Below are 14,256 nucleotides of genomic sequence, written 5' to 3'. Positions count from 1 at the left end.
ACATGGGGCAAAAGCGACTTAATTCCCTCCGTCCCCTTTTGGGTGCCGCGCGCTACGCTATGCCGCCTGTTTACTGGAGTTTTGCCCCGATGACCACCCGTCGTTTCCTGCAGCTGGATGTGTTCTCCCCGCGCGCCGGCGCTGGCAATCCGCTGGCCGTTGTACTCGACGCCGAAGACCTGGACGACGCCAGCATGCAGGCCATCGCGCGCTGGACGCGCCTGCCCGAGACCACCTTCGTGCTCCCGCCGCAGGCGCCCGGCACCAGCTATCGATTGCGCATGTTCAGCCCGCAGAAGGAAGTCCCGTTCGCAGGCCACCCCAGCGTCGGTACCGCGCATGCGGTGCTGCAGGCGGGCCTGGCCGCACCGGTCGACGGTGTGCTGGTGCAGGACGGCATTGCCGGTGCCCTGCCGCTGCGTGTCAGCGGCGAAGGCGCGCAGCAGCGCATCGCCATCCGCACCCCGCGCGCGCAGCTGGCCGAAACCGCCGAGGCCACCGATCCGCGGCTGCAGGCAGCACTGAAGGGCTGGCCATTGGGCACGCTGCCGCCGGCACGCATGCAGGGTGGCCGCAGCTGGTGGGTGGTGCAGGTGGCCGATGAAGCCGCGTTGCGCGCCCTGCGTCCGGATTGGGATGCGGTGGCGGCATTGGCTGAATCCACCGACAGCATGGGCGTGTTCGCCTATGCCTTCAGCGATGGCCGCGAGGGATTCGACCTGGCCGTGCGCGCCTTCGTCGGCAACGGTCGCCGCTTCGAAGACGCCGCCTCGGGTGCCGCCAACGCCGTGTTGGCCGCGTGGCTGGACCTGCGCGAGGCCCTGCCGCGGGGCCGTGCGCCGTACGAAGTCAGCCAGGGCCGCGAAGTCGGCCACGATGCGCGCCTGACCCTGTTGGTCGATGAGGACGGCGAGGTCTGGTCCGGCGGCCAGGTGCAGACGGTGATTACCGGCACCCTTGACTGGTAAACGCCGCAGGGTAGAGCCGAAGGCAGCGGCAGGAGCCGCTGCCAACGTCGGACGCGACGGCCCGGAGGGTGGCGGCCAGGAAGGCCGCCATAACGCTGGCCGGCTGCCTCTGCAATCATCGATTCATGCAGTTGCCGGCCAGCGGCCGGCACTACCCTGGGTCAGCCCAGCTCGGCTTCCAGGCTGATCGGCACCGCGCTCAACGCCTTGGACACCGGGCAGTTCTGCTTGGCATCATCGGCAATCGCGCGGAATTTCGCCGAGTCGATACCCGGCACAACGGCCTTCACTTTCAACCGGATCTGCGACAGCTGCGGGCCGCCTTCCAGCGACAGATCGACCTTGGCTTCGGTATCCAGCGAGGTCGGGGTAAAGCCGGCTTCGCCCAGCTTGGCCGACAGCGCCATGGTGAAACAGCCGGCGTGCGCGGCAGCGATCAGTTCTTCCGGATTGGTGCCCTTTTCGTCGCCGAAACGGCTGTTGAAGCCGTAGCGGGTCTTGTCCAGCAGGCCACTCTGCGGCGTGCTCAACTGCCCCTTGCCCGACTTCAGGTCGCCTTCCCAGTGCGCGGTGGCGTGTCGCGAGATTCCCATGTGCTGCTCCTGCGTGACGGTGATGAACGATCACCCTCGCACGTGGCGCGTTAGCCCTGCGTCGCTCCGCCGCACGCGCCACGTCGCTCCGGCGCTGGGAAGATGGACACTTCCTCACCAGCCGGAAACGCATTTCCCCCTTGTTTTCAGTGGTTTCGCGCATCCTGCCGATGACCAGGCGCTGGCGGCCAGCCGCGCCCCGACACCCCCGTCCGCCATCGCCGGCCATGTACTGAATCGGCCTGGATATGAAAAAACATGCACTTTCCGCGCTTCGGGCTATTGGCGGCGCCCGAGAGTTGCCCTACATTGCGCTTGCCGACGGGGTTCGGCGCCGACCAAACAACCAACCGTTCACGGAACAGGAAACCATGGCAAAGACCGCTAAGAAGGCTGCCCCGAAGAAGGCAGTGAAGAAAGTCGCGACGAAGGCAGCCGCCAAGCCGGCCGCTCCGAAGCCGATCAAGGAAGTGCTGACCAAGTCCGGCCTGGTTGCACACATCGCTGAAGCCTCCGGCGTCATCGCCAAGGACGTCCGCGCTGTGCTGGCCTCGCTGGAAAGCGCCGTCGCATCCTCGGTGCACAAGAAGGGCGCTGGCTCCTTCACCCTGCCGGGCCTGCTGAAGATCACCACCGTCAATGTGCCGGCCAAGCCGAAGCGCAAGGGCATCAACCCGTTCACCAAGGAAGAACAGTGGTTCGCCGCCAAGCCGGCTACCACCAAGCTGAAGGTGCGTCCGCTGAAGAAGCTGAAGGACGCCGCGCTGTAAGCGCGCGCCCCAACGCGGATTCCGACGGGACGGCTCTGGCCGTCCCGTTTTTTTTGTCCCAACCACGGCCCGCAACACAGCGTTGCCGCATCCCCGGGAATGCCCGTACAGGCCCGTCGCCATTGGCTGGGCCCCGCCTGCGGCGGTGCCGGAACGTACCGGGTGGAACACTGCGTGCAGCGCCGGCCGTCGCCGCCGGCCGTTGCCTTGCCTATCGTTGGCACATCCTCCACAGCTACGGCGAGCATCCCCTCATGGCCAGCCCCTCCACCCGCTACCGGATCTCGGTGACCCCCATCGAAAAGGACGGGGTGCAGTGCACCGGGCGTTGCACCATCGAACTGGAACATCGCGCCAGCCGCGACCTGATGCGCCTGCTGGAAGCGGCACCGCGCACCGCCGGGCTCAGCGGCGATGAACGTGCGACCCTGGTGATTGCCACCCAGCTGCTGCGCGACATCGTGCAGCGCCACGCCGAAACCGATGGACACGCGTTGGCCGCCATCGCCGGGCAGGTGCTGCCGGCGCTGGATGCACTGGAACAGTTGCCCACCTCCCGCTGACCGGGGCGCAGTCGATACACTGCCTTCTCCACGTCGCCTCGGGGAGGAGGCATGCGCAGGACTCTATTCCTGATCGCGCCACTGGTGCTGCTGGGCTGTTCCAGGCCCACTGCACAACCGGACGTTGCGCCTGCGCCATCACCAGCCAGCGCGGGAGCACAGGCCGTTGCAGACACCGACGCAGCGCCCCTGCAGTCAGCAACGATCGATCCGCTGTTCGCCGCGGTCGCTGCCGACGCCGAACCACCTTCGGTGATGCTCAACCGCTACGTGATCGCGCTGCTCAACCGCAACCGCAGCGCCAGCGACGCGGCATGGGCGATGCCACCGGCCGATCCGCACCGCGCAGATGACGCTGCGATACGCCAGTTGCAGGACCTGCGCACGCTGCGCCTGGACAGCGGAACCCCGCTGGCACGCGACGGCCGGCAGCCATCCCGGTTGCTGGAGGTGCCGGTGCGGCTCCGCGCGACCACCGCACAAGGCACCTTCCGCTTCGGCGGCTGGTACCGCGTGCAACCCAGCCCCGATGGCCGCGCCTGGCAGATCCAGTCGGCGCAACTGCGGCCAACGCTGGACTGAACCGTTGCAGCGGCATGCACGCACGATTCAGCCGCCCCGGCTACTCTTTCCTCCATCCATTCCCTGTCCAGCGGTCACCGCCATGCGCCTGCGTTCCCTGATGACCCGCCTCGCCGCCTCCACCGTACTGATCGCAGCCGCGATCGGTGCCCAGGCCGCCCCTTCCATTTCCGGCCGCGAACTGTCGGTGGGCGCCAGCGATGTGCAGCAGTACCTCGATGGCAGCTTCCCGCGCACCCAGGACGCCCTGGGCGGACTGATCGCGCTGACCATGAGCCACCCCCAGCTGAGCCTCCCGGCCGGCGAGCGCTTGAACCTCGGCATGGACGTTGCACTGGCCACCGCCGGTGGCAATCCGGCCAGACTGGGTACGGTGAAGCTCAGCAGCGGCCTGCGCTACGACGCGCAGACCCAGGGTTTCCACCTGCAGCAGCCCAGCGTGGATGACTTCACCCCCGCCAACCAGGGCGGTCGTCTCGACTCGCGCACCCGCGGCCTGCTCAACGCCTGGCTGAGCGACTACGCCCAGCGCGAGCCGATCTACAAGCTGGATCCGGCCGTGGCCGGTGTACTTGGCGCCCTGCAGGTACAGTCGGCGCAGGTGAAGAACGGCAAGCTGGTGGTCACCTTCAACCAGAACCTGGGCAACCTGGTGCCGGCAGGCGTGCTGGGTAAATAAGGTAGTGCCGGCCGCTGGCCGGCACGCTTTTCACGTATGTGCCGGCCAGCGGCCGGCACTACCCATTGCGGGTCAGCGCTTGGGCTGCAGCATGGTGCCGGTGCACTTGGGCGAGCCGCAGCGGCACTCCCAGATCTTCTTCAACTTGGCGGTGTGGCGTTCGGCCAGGGTGATGCCGTAGTTGTAGGTCAGTTCCTCACCGGGCTTGATGTCTCGCAGCGCCTCGATGAACACCTTGTCGCCACGGCTGTCGCCGTCTTCGTCTTCCTCGATCACCGCCTCGCAGTTCGGGTCGCAGCTGTGGTTGATCCAGCGCGCGTCATTGCCCTTGTAGTTGGCATCGATCACCCAATCGTCGTTGAGGGTGAACAGGAAGGTATGGCCACTTTCGACGTCGCCGCTGTCATCGGCATCAACGTCGCCGTGGCTGCGCAGCAGGCCCTTGTACTGGATCACGCGCTCGCCCTGCTTGATCGGGGCCACGGAAAACACACCGTTGCCGTGGATGGCGGACTTGCGGGCTTGGATCTTCTTGGGCATCGGCAAGGGAGGTCTGCAGCGAAAGGAACGTTGATTCTCGCCCATTCCGGGTGATTGCGAAAATCACCCCGTTGGCGCAGCATGGCGCCCTGGCAACGGCCCCGGTGTGTCCTCCCGGCCCGGCCCCAGCGCCGGCTGAATGCCCGGGTTGGATGCCGGCGAATAAAAGCGTACAATTTCAGTCCGCTTTAAGAACCGCTCGCATTCCCATGTTGCGTGTCACCAAGCTCACCGATTACGCCACCGTGGTACTGACCGTGCTTGCCGCCCGTCCGGGCGAGGTACTCAGTGCCACCGAGCTGGCCGAATTCACCGGTCTGGAGCCGCCCACCGTCAGCAAGGTGCTCAAGCCGCTGGCCCAGGCCGGCCTGGTTGAAGGCCTGCGCGGCGTCCGTGGCGGCTATCGCCTGACCCGCCCGGCCATCGAGATCTCGCTGTTCGAAGTGGTCGAAGCGATGGAAGGGCCGCTGGCCCTGACCGAATGCAGCCACGACCACCACCAGTGCGGCATGGCCCCCAAGTGCGGCGCGCGCAGCAGCTGGCGGCTGATCAACGACGTGGTTTCCGAGGCCCTGCGCGATGTCACCCTCGCCCAGATCCTGCCCCCTCTCCCCCTTGCCGATGACGAACAGCGCCGCACCATCGCTGTCGACGTCGTCTCCTGATCCGTAGGCAGCCCCCCATGGCCACCGAAACCATCGAAAACGTCGCCCACGACGACACCCCCAACCGCGAGATCCACGAGCAGCTCGGCCGCAAGTATTCGGCCGGCTTCATCACCGAGATCGAATCGGACTCCCTGCCGCCGGGCCTGGACGAGGACACCATCCGTGCCCTGTCGGCCAAGAAGGAAGAGCCGGAGTGGATGACGCAGTGGCGCCTGGACGCCTACCGCCACTTCCTGACCATGCCGATGCCGGACTGGGCCAAGCTGGAGATCGCCCCGATCGACCTGCAGGCGCTCAGCTACTACTCCGCGCCGAAGGGCCCGAAGTACGCCTCGCTGGATGACGTGCCCAAGGAGCTGCTGGACACCTACGACAAGCTGGGCGTGCCGCTGCACGAGCGCGCCAAGCTGGCCGGCGTGGCGGTGGACGCGGTGTTCGACTCGGTGTCCGTCGGTACCACCTTCCGCAGGGAACTGGCCGAGAAAGGCATCATCTTCTGCTCGATGTCCGAGGCCATCAAGGAACACCCGGAGCTGGTCCGCCAGTATCTGGGCACCGTGGTGCCGGTGGGTGACAACTACTTCGCCGCGCTCAACTCGGCGGTGTTCTCCGATGGCAGCTTCGTGTTCATCCCCAAGGGCGTGCGCTGCCCGATGGAGCTGAGCACCTATTTCCGCATCAACGCCGGCCACACCGGCCAGTTCGAGCGCACTCTGATCGTGTGCGAGGACAAGGCCTACGTGTCCTACCTGGAAGGCTGCACCGCGCCGATGCGCGACGAGAACCAGCTGCACGCCGCAGTGGTCGAGCTGGTGGCGCTGGAAGACGCGGAGATCAAGTACTCCACCGTGCAGAACTGGTACCCGGGCGACGAGAACGGCGTCGGCGGCATCTACAACTTCGTCACCAAGCGTGCCGAATGCCGTGGCGCGCGCAGCAAGGTCACCTGGACCCAGGTCGAGACCGGCTCGGCGATCACCTGGAAGTACCCGTCCTGCGTACTGCTGGGCGACGACTCGGTCGGTGAGTTCCACTCCGTGGCGCTGACCCATCACCGCCAGCAGGCCGACACCGGCACCAAGATGATCCACATCGGCAAGCGCACCAAGAGCAAGATCGTCAGCAAGGGCATCAGCGCCGGCCGCGGCCAGAACACCTACCGCGGCCTGGTGCGTGTGGACCGCAACGCCGATGGCGCGCGCAACTATACCCAGTGCGATTCGCTGCTGATCGGCAAGCAGTGCGGTGCCCATACCTTCCCCTACATCGAGGTGAAGAACCCCGGCGCCACCGTCGAGCACGAGGCCACCACCTCCAAGATCTCCGACGACCAGCTGTTCTACTGCCGCGCCCGTGGCATCAGCCAGGAAGACGCGGTGTCGATGATCGTCGACGGCTTCTGCAAGCAGGTGTTCCGCGAACTGCCGATGGAGTTCGCGGTGGAAGCCAAGAAGCTGCTGGAAGTCTCGCTGGAAGGTTCGGTGGGCTGACCGCCCGCCCCTGCCCCTCGCAAACGCATTCTCTTTACCGGCGGGCCGCGGCCCGCCCCACGGAAATCCCCACCATGCTGAAGATCGAAAACCTCCACGCCCGCATCGGCGACAAGGAAATCCTCAAGGGCCTGTCGCTGGATGTTAAGCCCGGCCAGGTGCACGCCATCATGGGCCCCAACGGCGCCGGCAAGTCCACCCTGGGCAATGTCCTGGCCGGCCGCGACGGCTACGAAGTGACCGAAGGCAGCGTGCAGTTCGACGGCGTCGACCTGCTCGACCAGGACCCGGAAGCGCGCGCCGCCGCCGGCCTGTTCCTGGCGTTCCAGTACCCGGTGGAAATCCCGGGCGTGAACAACACCTACTTCCTGCGCGCCGCGCTGAATGCACAGCGCAAGGCCCGCGGTGAAGAAGAACTCGATTCCATGCAGTTCCTGAAGCTGGTGCGCCAGAAGCTGGCCGTGCTGCACCTGAAGGACGAACTGCTGCACCGTGGCGTCAACGAGGGCTTCTCCGGTGGCGAGAAGAAGCGCAACGAGATCTTCCAGCTGGCCGTGCTGGAGCCGAAGCTGGCGATCCTGGACGAAACCGACTCGGGCCTGGACATCGATGCGCTGAAGAGCGTCGCCGACGGCGTCAACGCGCTGCGCGGCGCCGACCGCTCGTTCCTGGTCATTACCCACTACCAGCGCCTGCTCGACTACATCAAGCCGGACGTGGTGCACGTGCTGGCCGATGGCCGCATCGTCAAGAGTGGCGGCCCGGAACTGGCCCTGGAACTGGAAGCGCACGGCTACGATTTCCTCAAGGATCGCGTGGTGCGCGAGGCGGCGGTCTGATGAGCGCCCTGCTCGACTCCATGGCCCAGGCCTTCTGCGGCAGCGATGCGCGCCGCGAGGTGCTCGACGCGGCCCTGCGTGACGGCCTGCCTGCCGCCCGCAACGAAGCCTGGAAGTACACCTCGCTGCGCCAGCTGGAGCGCCGTGCGTTCGCGGCTGCACCACTGCAGGGCCCTGCCCTGGATGCCGCGCTGCTGGAGGACATCCCGGCACCGCGCCTGGTGTTCGTCAACGGCCGCCTGGATCCCGCGCTGAGCGACGTGCAGGCCCTGCCGGCCGGCGTGCAGCTGCAGCCGCTGTCGGCCGCACTGGCATCCGGCGAAGACGCCGTGCGTTTCCTTGGCCGCCGTTACGAGCGCAGCGAGGAGATCTTCGCCCGCCTCAACGCCGCACTGGCCGATGAAGGCGTGGTGCTGCGCGTGGACGAAGGCGTGCAGGTCGAAGCGCCGCTGCAGCTGGTGTTCGCCAGCGTCGCCGGCGAGACCGACCTGGCCTGGCACCACCGCCACCTGATCGAACTGCGTGCCGGCGCCAGCCTGGGCGTGGTCGAGCACCGCTTCAGCGTCGGCGATTCGGCCCACCTGGACAACACCGTGCTGCACGCCCATGTCGCCCGCGATGCCGTGCTCAAGCACGCCCGCGTGCAGACCGGCAGCGCGCGCCAGACCAGCTTCCTGCGCACCGACGCGGTGCTGGCACGTGACGCGCAGTACCACCGCGTCGACCTGGAACTGGGCGCCGCGCTCAGCCGCCATGAACTGAACGTGCGCCTGGAAGGCGACAACGCCCAGCTGACCGCCAACGGCGTGCTGCTTGGCAATGGCCGCCGCCACGTCGAAACCCGCCTGGGCATCGACCACATCGCACGCGATACGAGTTGCGAGCTGCTGTGGCGTGGCGTTGCCGCCAACCGCAGCCGCGTGGTGTTCCATGGTGGCATCCAGATCCGCGAAGGCGCCGACGGCACCGACGCGAACCTGTCCAACAAGAACCTGCTGCTGTCGGCCGATGCCGAGATCGACACCCAACCGACGCTGGTGATCGACGCCGATGAAGTGAAGGCCGCGCACGGTGCGACCGTCGGCCAGCTCGATGCCAATGCGCTGTTCTACCTGCGCTCGCGCGGCCTGCCGCAGGCACAGGCGCAGGCACTGCTGAGCGCCGCGTTCTGCCACGAGCCGCTGAAGGTCCTGCCGGACGCCCTGCGCGAGCAGCTGGCACGCCGTTTGGACAAGGCCCTGGCCGAGGCGGGTGTGGCATGAACCTGTCCACCCCGCGCCCGATCGAAACCCCCAGCGGCGCCCCCGACTGGGACCGCGTCCGCCTCGACTTCCCGCTGCTGATGCGCGAAGTGCACGGCAAGCCGCTGGTCTATTTCGACAATGCCAACACCGGCCAGAAGCCGGTGCAGGTGATCGGCGCGGTGGACGAGTTCTACCGCCGCTACAACGCCAACGTCAGCCGCGCGGTGCATGCACTGGGCAGCGAAGCCACCGATGCCTACGAAGGCGCACGCAACAAGCTGGCGCGCTTCCTCAACGTGCGCCCCAGCGACCTGGTGCTGTGCAGCGGCACCACCTTCGCCATCAACCTGGTGGCGTACTCGTGGGCGCTGCCGCGGCTGAAGGCCGGCGATGTCATCCTGGTGTCCCGCATGGAACACCATGCCAACATCGTGCCGTGGCAGCTGGTCGCCCAGCGTACCGGCGCCACCATCCGCGTGGCCGAGATCACTCCAGATGGGGCGCTGGACCTGGATGCACTGCGTGCTGCCATGACCCCCGAGGTCAAGCTGCTGGCGGTCACCCACGTGTCCAACGTGCTGGGCACTGTCAACCCGGTGCGCGAAATCTGCCGTGAAGCGCGCAAGCGCGGCATCATCACCGTGGTCGACGGCTCGCAGGCAGTGCCGCACCGCAAGGTCGACGTGGCCGCGATCGGCTGCGACTTCTACGCCATCACCGGCCACAAGATGTGTGGCCCGACCGGCACCGGCGCATTGTGGGCGCGCCGCGAGCACCTTGATGCGATGCCGCCGTTCCTCGGTGGCGGCGAGATGATCAAGGAAGTCAGCTTCGACGGCACCGTATTCAATGATGCCCCGCACAAGTTCGAAGCCGGCACCCCGAACATCGCCGGCTTCATCGGCCTGGGCGTGGCTGCCGACTACCTGCAGCAGCTTGGCCAGGAGAACGTGGAAGCACGCGAGGCCGAACTGCTGGCGCACTTCACCGAAGAGCTGCGCCGCGTTGACGGCCTGCGCATCATCGGCGAAGCGCCGGAGAAGGCCGCCGTGGTCTCGTTCCTGATCGATGGCGCGCATGCCCACGATCTGGCCACCCTGCTCGACCTGGAAGGCGTGGCCGTGCGATCGGGCCAGCACTGCGCGCACCCGCTGCTGCAGTACTTCGGTGTGGCAGCCACCTGCCGTGCCTCGCTGGCGTTCTACAACACCCACGCCGAGATCGAGCGCTTCATGACCGCGCTGACCAAGGTACGCAAGCTGCTGGGCTGAGCCCTGCAGACGGGGTCAGAGCCCTTTCGCCCAGCGAAAGGGCTCTGACCCCACGCCGCTCCCCCATTTGCGCCCGCCCACGGCCCACCTAGAATGGGCCGATGAGCACCCTGACCTACCGCGCCGCCACGTCGGCCGACATCCCCGCCCTGATCACCCTGGTCACCTCGGCCTACCGCGGCGACGCCAGCCGCGTCGGCTGGACCACCGAAGCCGACCTGCTGGACGGTGCCCGCATCGACGCCGAAGGCATCCAGGGCGACCTCGACCGCCCGCGCTCCACCATCCTGCTGGCCGAACGCGAGGGCCAACTGGTGGCCTGCGCCCACGTCGCCGATGTCGACGGCAAGGGCTACTTCGGCATGTTCTCGGTCGACCCGGCCCAGCAGGGCGGTGGCGTCGGCAAGCAGCTGATGGATGCCGCCGAAGCGCACGCCGCGCGCGAATGGAACGTGCCGGTGATGCAGATGACCGTCATCGACGTGCGCGACGAACTGATCGCCTTCTACGAGCGTCGCGGCTACAGCCGTACCGGCATCAAGAAGCCGTTCCCGTATGGCGACGAACGCTTCGGCATCCCCAAGCGCGACGACCTGCGCTTCGAGATCCTGGAAAAGCCGCTGGCCGGAGCCGCCGCGTGAGCGAGGCCTGGACCTTTGTCTGTGCCGGCAACGAGCTGCTGCCGGGCGAAATGAAGAGCGTGTTCGACGAAGTGACCGGCACGCCGATCGTGGTGTTCAACCTCGACGGCGAGCTGTACGCACTGGAAGATCAGTGCACGCATGAAGAATTCGAGCTGTCCTCGGGCGAGTTCAACACCACCGAAGGCAGCGTGGAGTGCGTGCTGCACGGCGCGCGCTTCGACGTGCGCGATGGCCGCGCCCTGTGCGCCCCGGCCTATACCCCGGTGCCCAAGTTCCCGGTAAAGCGGGAGCACGACGCGGTCTGGACCCGCGACGACCGAGACTAAAGCCGCGCCTTGAACAAGGGCATCCACCTGTGGGGTGGACCCACAGGAGGCCCACAAGGGCCTTCCCAGGGCGCTCCAAGGCCGCCCCGGCGGCCCACCACACCCCGCACATGCGAATCATTATCGTTGATGTTATTCTACGTAACATCTTCGTAACGACTCCGCTCCTGCGCCATGGCTTCGCCCGCGCCCGCCGCCACGCTGTGCCAGCTTGCCCGCCAGGGGTGGCCGCTGCTTGTGGCCGTGCTGCTGACGCTGCTGCTGGGCTGGTCGGCGCTGCACGAGGGGCGTGCCAGCGATCCGGCCGCACATGGCTGGCAGGCACACGCGGATGATCTGCTGCAGACCATGCCGCTGCCGGAAACGCCGGCCGACGAATGCCCGCAACACGCCGCCCCTGCCCCCGAGCCACCGCTTGATGGCGAGGGCAGTACACCCTGCACCGGCCTGGCCCCCGCGCGTGCCACCCTGGTCGCACACATCCCGTTGTGGCGCTCCGACGCCCTGCGCTGGCAGCTGCACGATCCCGCACTGCGGTTGAACCCCGGCCACGCACCGCCCGCACCGCACGCCAGCTGAGGCGCCCTGCGGCCTTTGCCGTGCGCCTCATTGCGTTTCGGGCCAGCCGAGCATCGGCTCGGCTCTACAGCACCCGTCTCCTGCCTGCCGCCACGCCTGCGTGCCGGCCCGCACCCTTTCCCGATCCAAGCCACCGCCACCCAGACCATGACCCACATCAAGACCCGCAAGTACGCCCCGCGCGTTTCCCTGCTCGCCTCGGCCACCCTGGCCGCCGGCTTCGCACCGCTGGCCGCACAGGCCGCCGACGGCGCCGCCTCCGGCACCAGCAAGGCCACTGACCTGGACAAAGTGCAGGTGCGCGGCAGCTGGTTCAATCCGTCCTCGCCGAAGTTCACCGCTGAACTTCTGGACACCCCGAAGTCGGTCTCGATCGTGTCGGAGAAGCTGATCACCGAGACCGGCGCGACCAACCTGCAGGATGCGCTGCGCATGGTGCCGGGCATCACCTTCGGTGCCGGCGAAGGCGGCAACCCGACCGGCGATCGCCCGTTCATCCGTGGCTTCGATTCGCAGAGCAACGTGTTCGTCGACGGCCTGCGCGACGTCGGTTCGCAGACCCGCGAAATCTTCGACCTGGAGCAGGTGGAAGTGGTCAAGGGCCCGAGCTCGGCCTACGGCGGCCGTGACTCCGGTGGTGGCAGCCTGAACCTGGTGAGCAAGACGCCGAAGCTGAAGAACGAGACCAGCGCCAGCATGGGCATCGGCACCGACAGCTACGCCCGCGGCACCGTGGACGCCAACTACGTGCTGGGCGATGGCATCGCCGCCCGCCTGAACCTGATGAAGCACGAATCGGACATCGCCGGCCGTGATGCGGCCAACGTCAGCCGCTGGGGCATCGCGCCGTCCATCGCATTCGGCCTGAACGGCCCGGCGCAGCTGATCGCCAGCCATTACCACATGCAGAGCGATGACCTGCCGGACGCGGGTGGCTTCCCGTACGGCAACCCGAACGGTGCGCCGGCCTCGAAGTGGGTCGATGGCCGCCCGATGGTGCCGGACCGCAACAACTACTACGGCCTGGTCGATCGTGACTTCCAGCGCACCCGCGCCGACATCAGCACCCTGGACGCCAGCTACGACTTCGGCGGCCACAAGCTGCGCAACATCGCGCGCCTGGGCAACACCAGCAACGATTACCTGTGGACCCAGCCGGACGACAGCCAGGGCAACCCGAACAACTACGGCACCTTGTGGCGCCGTACCAACACCCGCGCCGTTGACGTCAAGAGCTTCGCCGACCAGCTGGGCCTGACCGGCGCCTTCCAGACCGGCGCGCTCAAGCACAGCTACAGCGCGGGCGTGGAGTACAGCGACGAGAAGATGACCCGCGGCAGCTATCTGATGACCCCGGGCACCAGCAACCCGCTGACCGGCAACAGCAAGTGCCCGACCACCGGTGCGGCCACCGGCTACAACTGCACCAGCTTCGCCAACCCGAACCCGAACGATCCGTGGGCGGCTACCCACTCGGTGTACCGCAGCGACAAGGCGCTGGACGTCGAGCAGCGCACCAAGACCACGTCCGCGTATCTGTTCGACACCATCGAGCTCACCGCGCAGTGGAGCTTCAACGTTGGCCTGCGCTACGACGATTACAGCACCACCCTGACCACCCCGGTGGCGGGCGCGGCACCGACCCGCGTGCGCAATGACAACGACTTCCTGAACTACCAGGCCGGCGTGGTATTCAAGCCGGCCGCCAATGGCAGCATCTACCTGTCGTGGGGCACCTCCTCGACCCCGCCGGGCATGGACGGTGGTGACGGTTCGGACGGCCTGAGCGCCGCCGTGGCCGACCTCAAGCCGCAGGACACCAAGAATCTGGAACTGGGTACCAAGTGGGACCTGCTCGACAACCGCCTGAACCTGACCGCCGCGATCTTCCACACCGTGATGAACAACGCACGTGTGACCATCGACAACGGCACCAGCCAGAATGCCGGCAAGAAGGAAATCAACGGCTTCGAACTGGGCTTCAATGGCCAGTTGACCGATGCCTGGAGCCTGTATGGCGGCTACACCTACCTGGATTCGGAACTGAAGGACAACGGCTTCGTCTGCGCCGTGTCGGGCCGCACCTGCCCCTCCAACGTCTACGTGCCGTCGCCGAACAACGGCAACGTGTTCCCGAACACCGCCAAGCACAGCGCCAACCTGTGGACCACCTACCGCTTCCCGATCGGCCTGACCGTCGGCGCCGGTGCGTTCTACTCGGACAAGCAGTACGGTGATGTCGCCAACACCAAGTGGATCGCCAGCTACACCCGCTTCGACGCGATGGCCAGCTACGCGATCCAGGACAACATCAGCCTGCAGCTGAACGTGCAGAACCTGACCGACAAGACCTACTTCACCAAGGCCTATGCCTCGCACTACGCGAGCATCGCCCCGGGTCGCTCGGCCACCCTGGCACTGAACGTGAAGTTCTGATGTAGCTCCGCTCCACCACGGCGGCAGGGTCTCCTGCCGCCGTTTTTGTTTCCGGCGATACTCA

General features: G+C 67.0%; 16 protein-coding genes. 14 read left to right on the top strand and 2 right to left on the bottom strand.

The window, feature by feature from the left end:
* The first annotated feature begins 89 nt into the window (after positions 1 to 89).
* Positions 90 to 968 (top strand): PhzF family phenazine biosynthesis protein, encoded by an 879-nt coding sequence (locus tag ACZK4H_RS05520; protein WP_099553064.1) that lies wholly within the window; start codon positions 90 to 92, stop codon positions 966 to 968.
* 161 nt (positions 969 to 1,129) lie between these two features.
* Here the strand turns inward: ACZK4H_RS05520 and ACZK4H_RS05515 are convergent, their stop codons facing one another.
* Positions 1,130 to 1,561, bottom strand: a complete 432-nt coding sequence (locus tag ACZK4H_RS05515) for an OsmC family protein (protein ID WP_099553065.1) — start codon at positions 1,559 to 1,561, stop codon at positions 1,130 to 1,132.
* Positions 1,562 to 1,932: 371 nt separating this feature from the next.
* Between ACZK4H_RS05515 and ACZK4H_RS05510 the strand changes: the two genes are divergently transcribed.
* The 4 genes from ACZK4H_RS05510 to ACZK4H_RS05495 all read left to right on the top strand — a co-directional run bounded on the left by ACZK4H_RS05510 (position 1,933) and on the right by ACZK4H_RS05495 (position 4,155).
* Complete coding sequence (locus ACZK4H_RS05510) at positions 1,933 to 2,331, top strand: HU family DNA-binding protein (RefSeq protein ID WP_010483539.1); 399 nt, start codon at positions 1,933 to 1,935, stop codon at positions 2,329 to 2,331.
* A 254-nt stretch (positions 2,332 to 2,585) separates the two neighbouring features.
* Positions 2,586 to 2,894: a DUF3861 family protein gene (locus tag ACZK4H_RS05505; RefSeq protein WP_099553066.1), complete on the top strand. Its 309-nt coding sequence runs from the start codon at positions 2,586 to 2,588 to the stop codon at positions 2,892 to 2,894.
* 51 nt (positions 2,895 to 2,945) lie between these two features.
* The gene (locus tag ACZK4H_RS05500; RefSeq protein WP_099553067.1) at positions 2,946 to 3,476 is read left to right on the top strand and encodes a hypothetical protein; all 531 of its coding nucleotides are present in this window, start codon (positions 2,946 to 2,948) and stop codon (positions 3,474 to 3,476) included.
* An 82-nt stretch (positions 3,477 to 3,558) separates the two neighbouring features.
* On the top strand, positions 3,559 to 4,155 hold the full coding sequence (locus ACZK4H_RS05495; RefSeq protein WP_014036282.1) for a YceB family lipoprotein: 597 nt from the start codon (positions 3,559 to 3,561) through the stop codon (positions 4,153 to 4,155).
* Positions 4,156 to 4,227: 72 nt separating this feature from the next.
* Here the strand turns inward: ACZK4H_RS05495 and ACZK4H_RS05490 are convergent, their stop codons facing one another.
* The gene (locus ACZK4H_RS05490) at positions 4,228 to 4,695 is read right to left on the bottom strand and encodes an SET domain-containing protein (protein WP_029550719.1); all 468 of its coding nucleotides are present in this window, start codon (positions 4,693 to 4,695) and stop codon (positions 4,228 to 4,230) included.
* Positions 4,696 to 4,904: 209 nt separating this feature from the next.
* On the opposite strand from ACZK4H_RS05490, the gene ACZK4H_RS05485 reads away from it, so the two are divergent.
* The 9 genes from ACZK4H_RS05485 (at position 4,905) to ACZK4H_RS05445 (ending at position 14,192) form a co-directional block, all read left to right on the top strand.
* On the top strand, positions 4,905 to 5,360 hold the full coding sequence (locus ACZK4H_RS05485; protein WP_005408436.1) for an SUF system Fe-S cluster assembly regulator: 456 nt from the start codon (positions 4,905 to 4,907) through the stop codon (positions 5,358 to 5,360).
* A gap of 17 nt (positions 5,361 to 5,377) precedes the next feature.
* On the top strand, positions 5,378 to 6,853 hold the full coding sequence (sufB, locus tag ACZK4H_RS05480) for a Fe-S cluster assembly protein SufB (protein ID WP_099553068.1): 1,476 nt from the start codon (positions 5,378 to 5,380) through the stop codon (positions 6,851 to 6,853).
* Between the two features lie 74 nt (positions 6,854 to 6,927).
* Positions 6,928 to 7,692 carry a Fe-S cluster assembly ATPase SufC gene (sufC, locus tag ACZK4H_RS05475; protein WP_099553069.1) on the top strand — a complete coding sequence of 255 codons (765 nt, stop codon included), beginning with the start codon at positions 6,928 to 6,930 and terminating at the stop codon, positions 7,690 to 7,692.
* The gene (gene sufD / locus ACZK4H_RS05470; RefSeq protein ID WP_099553070.1) at positions 7,692 to 8,954 is read left to right on the top strand and encodes a Fe-S cluster assembly protein SufD; all 1,263 of its coding nucleotides are present in this window, start codon (positions 7,692 to 7,694) and stop codon (positions 8,952 to 8,954) included. The genes sufC and sufD overlap by 1 nt, the downstream gene beginning before the upstream one ends.
* Entirely contained in the window at positions 8,951 to 10,207 is a 1,257-nt protein-coding gene (locus ACZK4H_RS05465) for a cysteine desulfurase (protein WP_099553071.1), read from the top strand. The genes sufD and ACZK4H_RS05465 overlap by 4 nt, the downstream gene beginning before the upstream one ends.
* A 101-nt stretch (positions 10,208 to 10,308) precedes the next feature.
* Positions 10,309 to 10,848 (top strand): GNAT family N-acetyltransferase, encoded by a 540-nt coding sequence (locus ACZK4H_RS05460; protein ID WP_099553072.1) that lies wholly within the window; start codon positions 10,309 to 10,311, stop codon positions 10,846 to 10,848.
* Positions 10,845 to 11,177, top strand: a complete 333-nt coding sequence (locus ACZK4H_RS05455) for a non-heme iron oxygenase ferredoxin subunit (protein ID WP_012479365.1) — start codon at positions 10,845 to 10,847, stop codon at positions 11,175 to 11,177. Before ACZK4H_RS05460 ends, ACZK4H_RS05455 begins: the two co-directional genes overlap by 4 nt.
* A gap of 174 nt (positions 11,178 to 11,351) precedes the next feature.
* A complete protein-coding gene (locus ACZK4H_RS05450; protein WP_099553073.1) occupies positions 11,352 to 11,756 on the top strand; it encodes a hypothetical protein in 405 nt (134 codons plus the stop codon).
* 147 nt (positions 11,757 to 11,903) lie between these two features.
* Complete coding sequence (locus ACZK4H_RS05445; RefSeq protein WP_099553074.1) at positions 11,904 to 14,192, top strand: TonB-dependent receptor; 2,289 nt, start codon at positions 11,904 to 11,906, stop codon at positions 14,190 to 14,192.
* Positions 14,193 to 14,256: the final 64 nt, after the last annotated feature.

The organism is Stenotrophomonas sp. 78350_Sma (assembly GCF_056482105.1).
Note: the sequence above shows the minus strand (reverse complement) of the source record. Positions and strands in the feature narration are given on the sequence as shown.

What these genes read in the sequence shown, in the direction of transcription:
- ACZK4H_RS05520 (WP_099553064.1), top strand. Translation starts at nt 90, where the DNA reads ATGACCACCCGTCGTTTCCTGCAGCTGGATGTGTTCTCCCCGCGCGCC.
- ACZK4H_RS05515 (WP_099553065.1), bottom strand. Translation starts at nt 1,561, where the DNA reads ATGGGAATCTCGCGACACGCCACCGCGCACTGGGAAGGCGACCTGAAG.
- ACZK4H_RS05510 (WP_010483539.1), top strand. Translation starts at nt 1,933, where the DNA reads ATGGCAAAGACCGCTAAGAAGGCTGCCCCGAAGAAGGCAGTGAAGAAA.
- ACZK4H_RS05505 (WP_099553066.1), top strand. Translation starts at nt 2,586, where the DNA reads ATGGCCAGCCCCTCCACCCGCTACCGGATCTCGGTGACCCCCATCGAA.
- ACZK4H_RS05500 (WP_099553067.1), top strand. Translation starts at nt 2,946, where the DNA reads ATGCGCAGGACTCTATTCCTGATCGCGCCACTGGTGCTGCTGGGCTGT.
- ACZK4H_RS05495 (WP_014036282.1), top strand. Translation starts at nt 3,559, where the DNA reads ATGCGCCTGCGTTCCCTGATGACCCGCCTCGCCGCCTCCACCGTACTG.
- ACZK4H_RS05490 (WP_029550719.1), bottom strand. Translation starts at nt 4,695, where the DNA reads ATGCCCAAGAAGATCCAAGCCCGCAAGTCCGCCATCCACGGCAACGGT.
- ACZK4H_RS05485 (WP_005408436.1), top strand. Translation starts at nt 4,905, where the DNA reads ATGTTGCGTGTCACCAAGCTCACCGATTACGCCACCGTGGTACTGACC.
- sufB (WP_099553068.1), top strand. Translation starts at nt 5,378, where the DNA reads ATGGCCACCGAAACCATCGAAAACGTCGCCCACGACGACACCCCCAAC.
- sufC (WP_099553069.1), top strand. Translation starts at nt 6,928, where the DNA reads ATGCTGAAGATCGAAAACCTCCACGCCCGCATCGGCGACAAGGAAATC.
- sufD (WP_099553070.1), top strand. Translation starts at nt 7,692, where the DNA reads ATGAGCGCCCTGCTCGACTCCATGGCCCAGGCCTTCTGCGGCAGCGAT.
- ACZK4H_RS05465 (WP_099553071.1), top strand. Translation starts at nt 8,951, where the DNA reads ATGAACCTGTCCACCCCGCGCCCGATCGAAACCCCCAGCGGCGCCCCC.
- ACZK4H_RS05460 (WP_099553072.1), top strand. Translation starts at nt 10,309, where the DNA reads ATGAGCACCCTGACCTACCGCGCCGCCACGTCGGCCGACATCCCCGCC.
- ACZK4H_RS05450 (WP_099553073.1), top strand. Translation starts at nt 11,352, where the DNA reads ATGGCTTCGCCCGCGCCCGCCGCCACGCTGTGCCAGCTTGCCCGCCAG.
- ACZK4H_RS05445 (WP_099553074.1), top strand. Translation starts at nt 11,904, where the DNA reads ATGACCCACATCAAGACCCGCAAGTACGCCCCGCGCGTTTCCCTGCTC.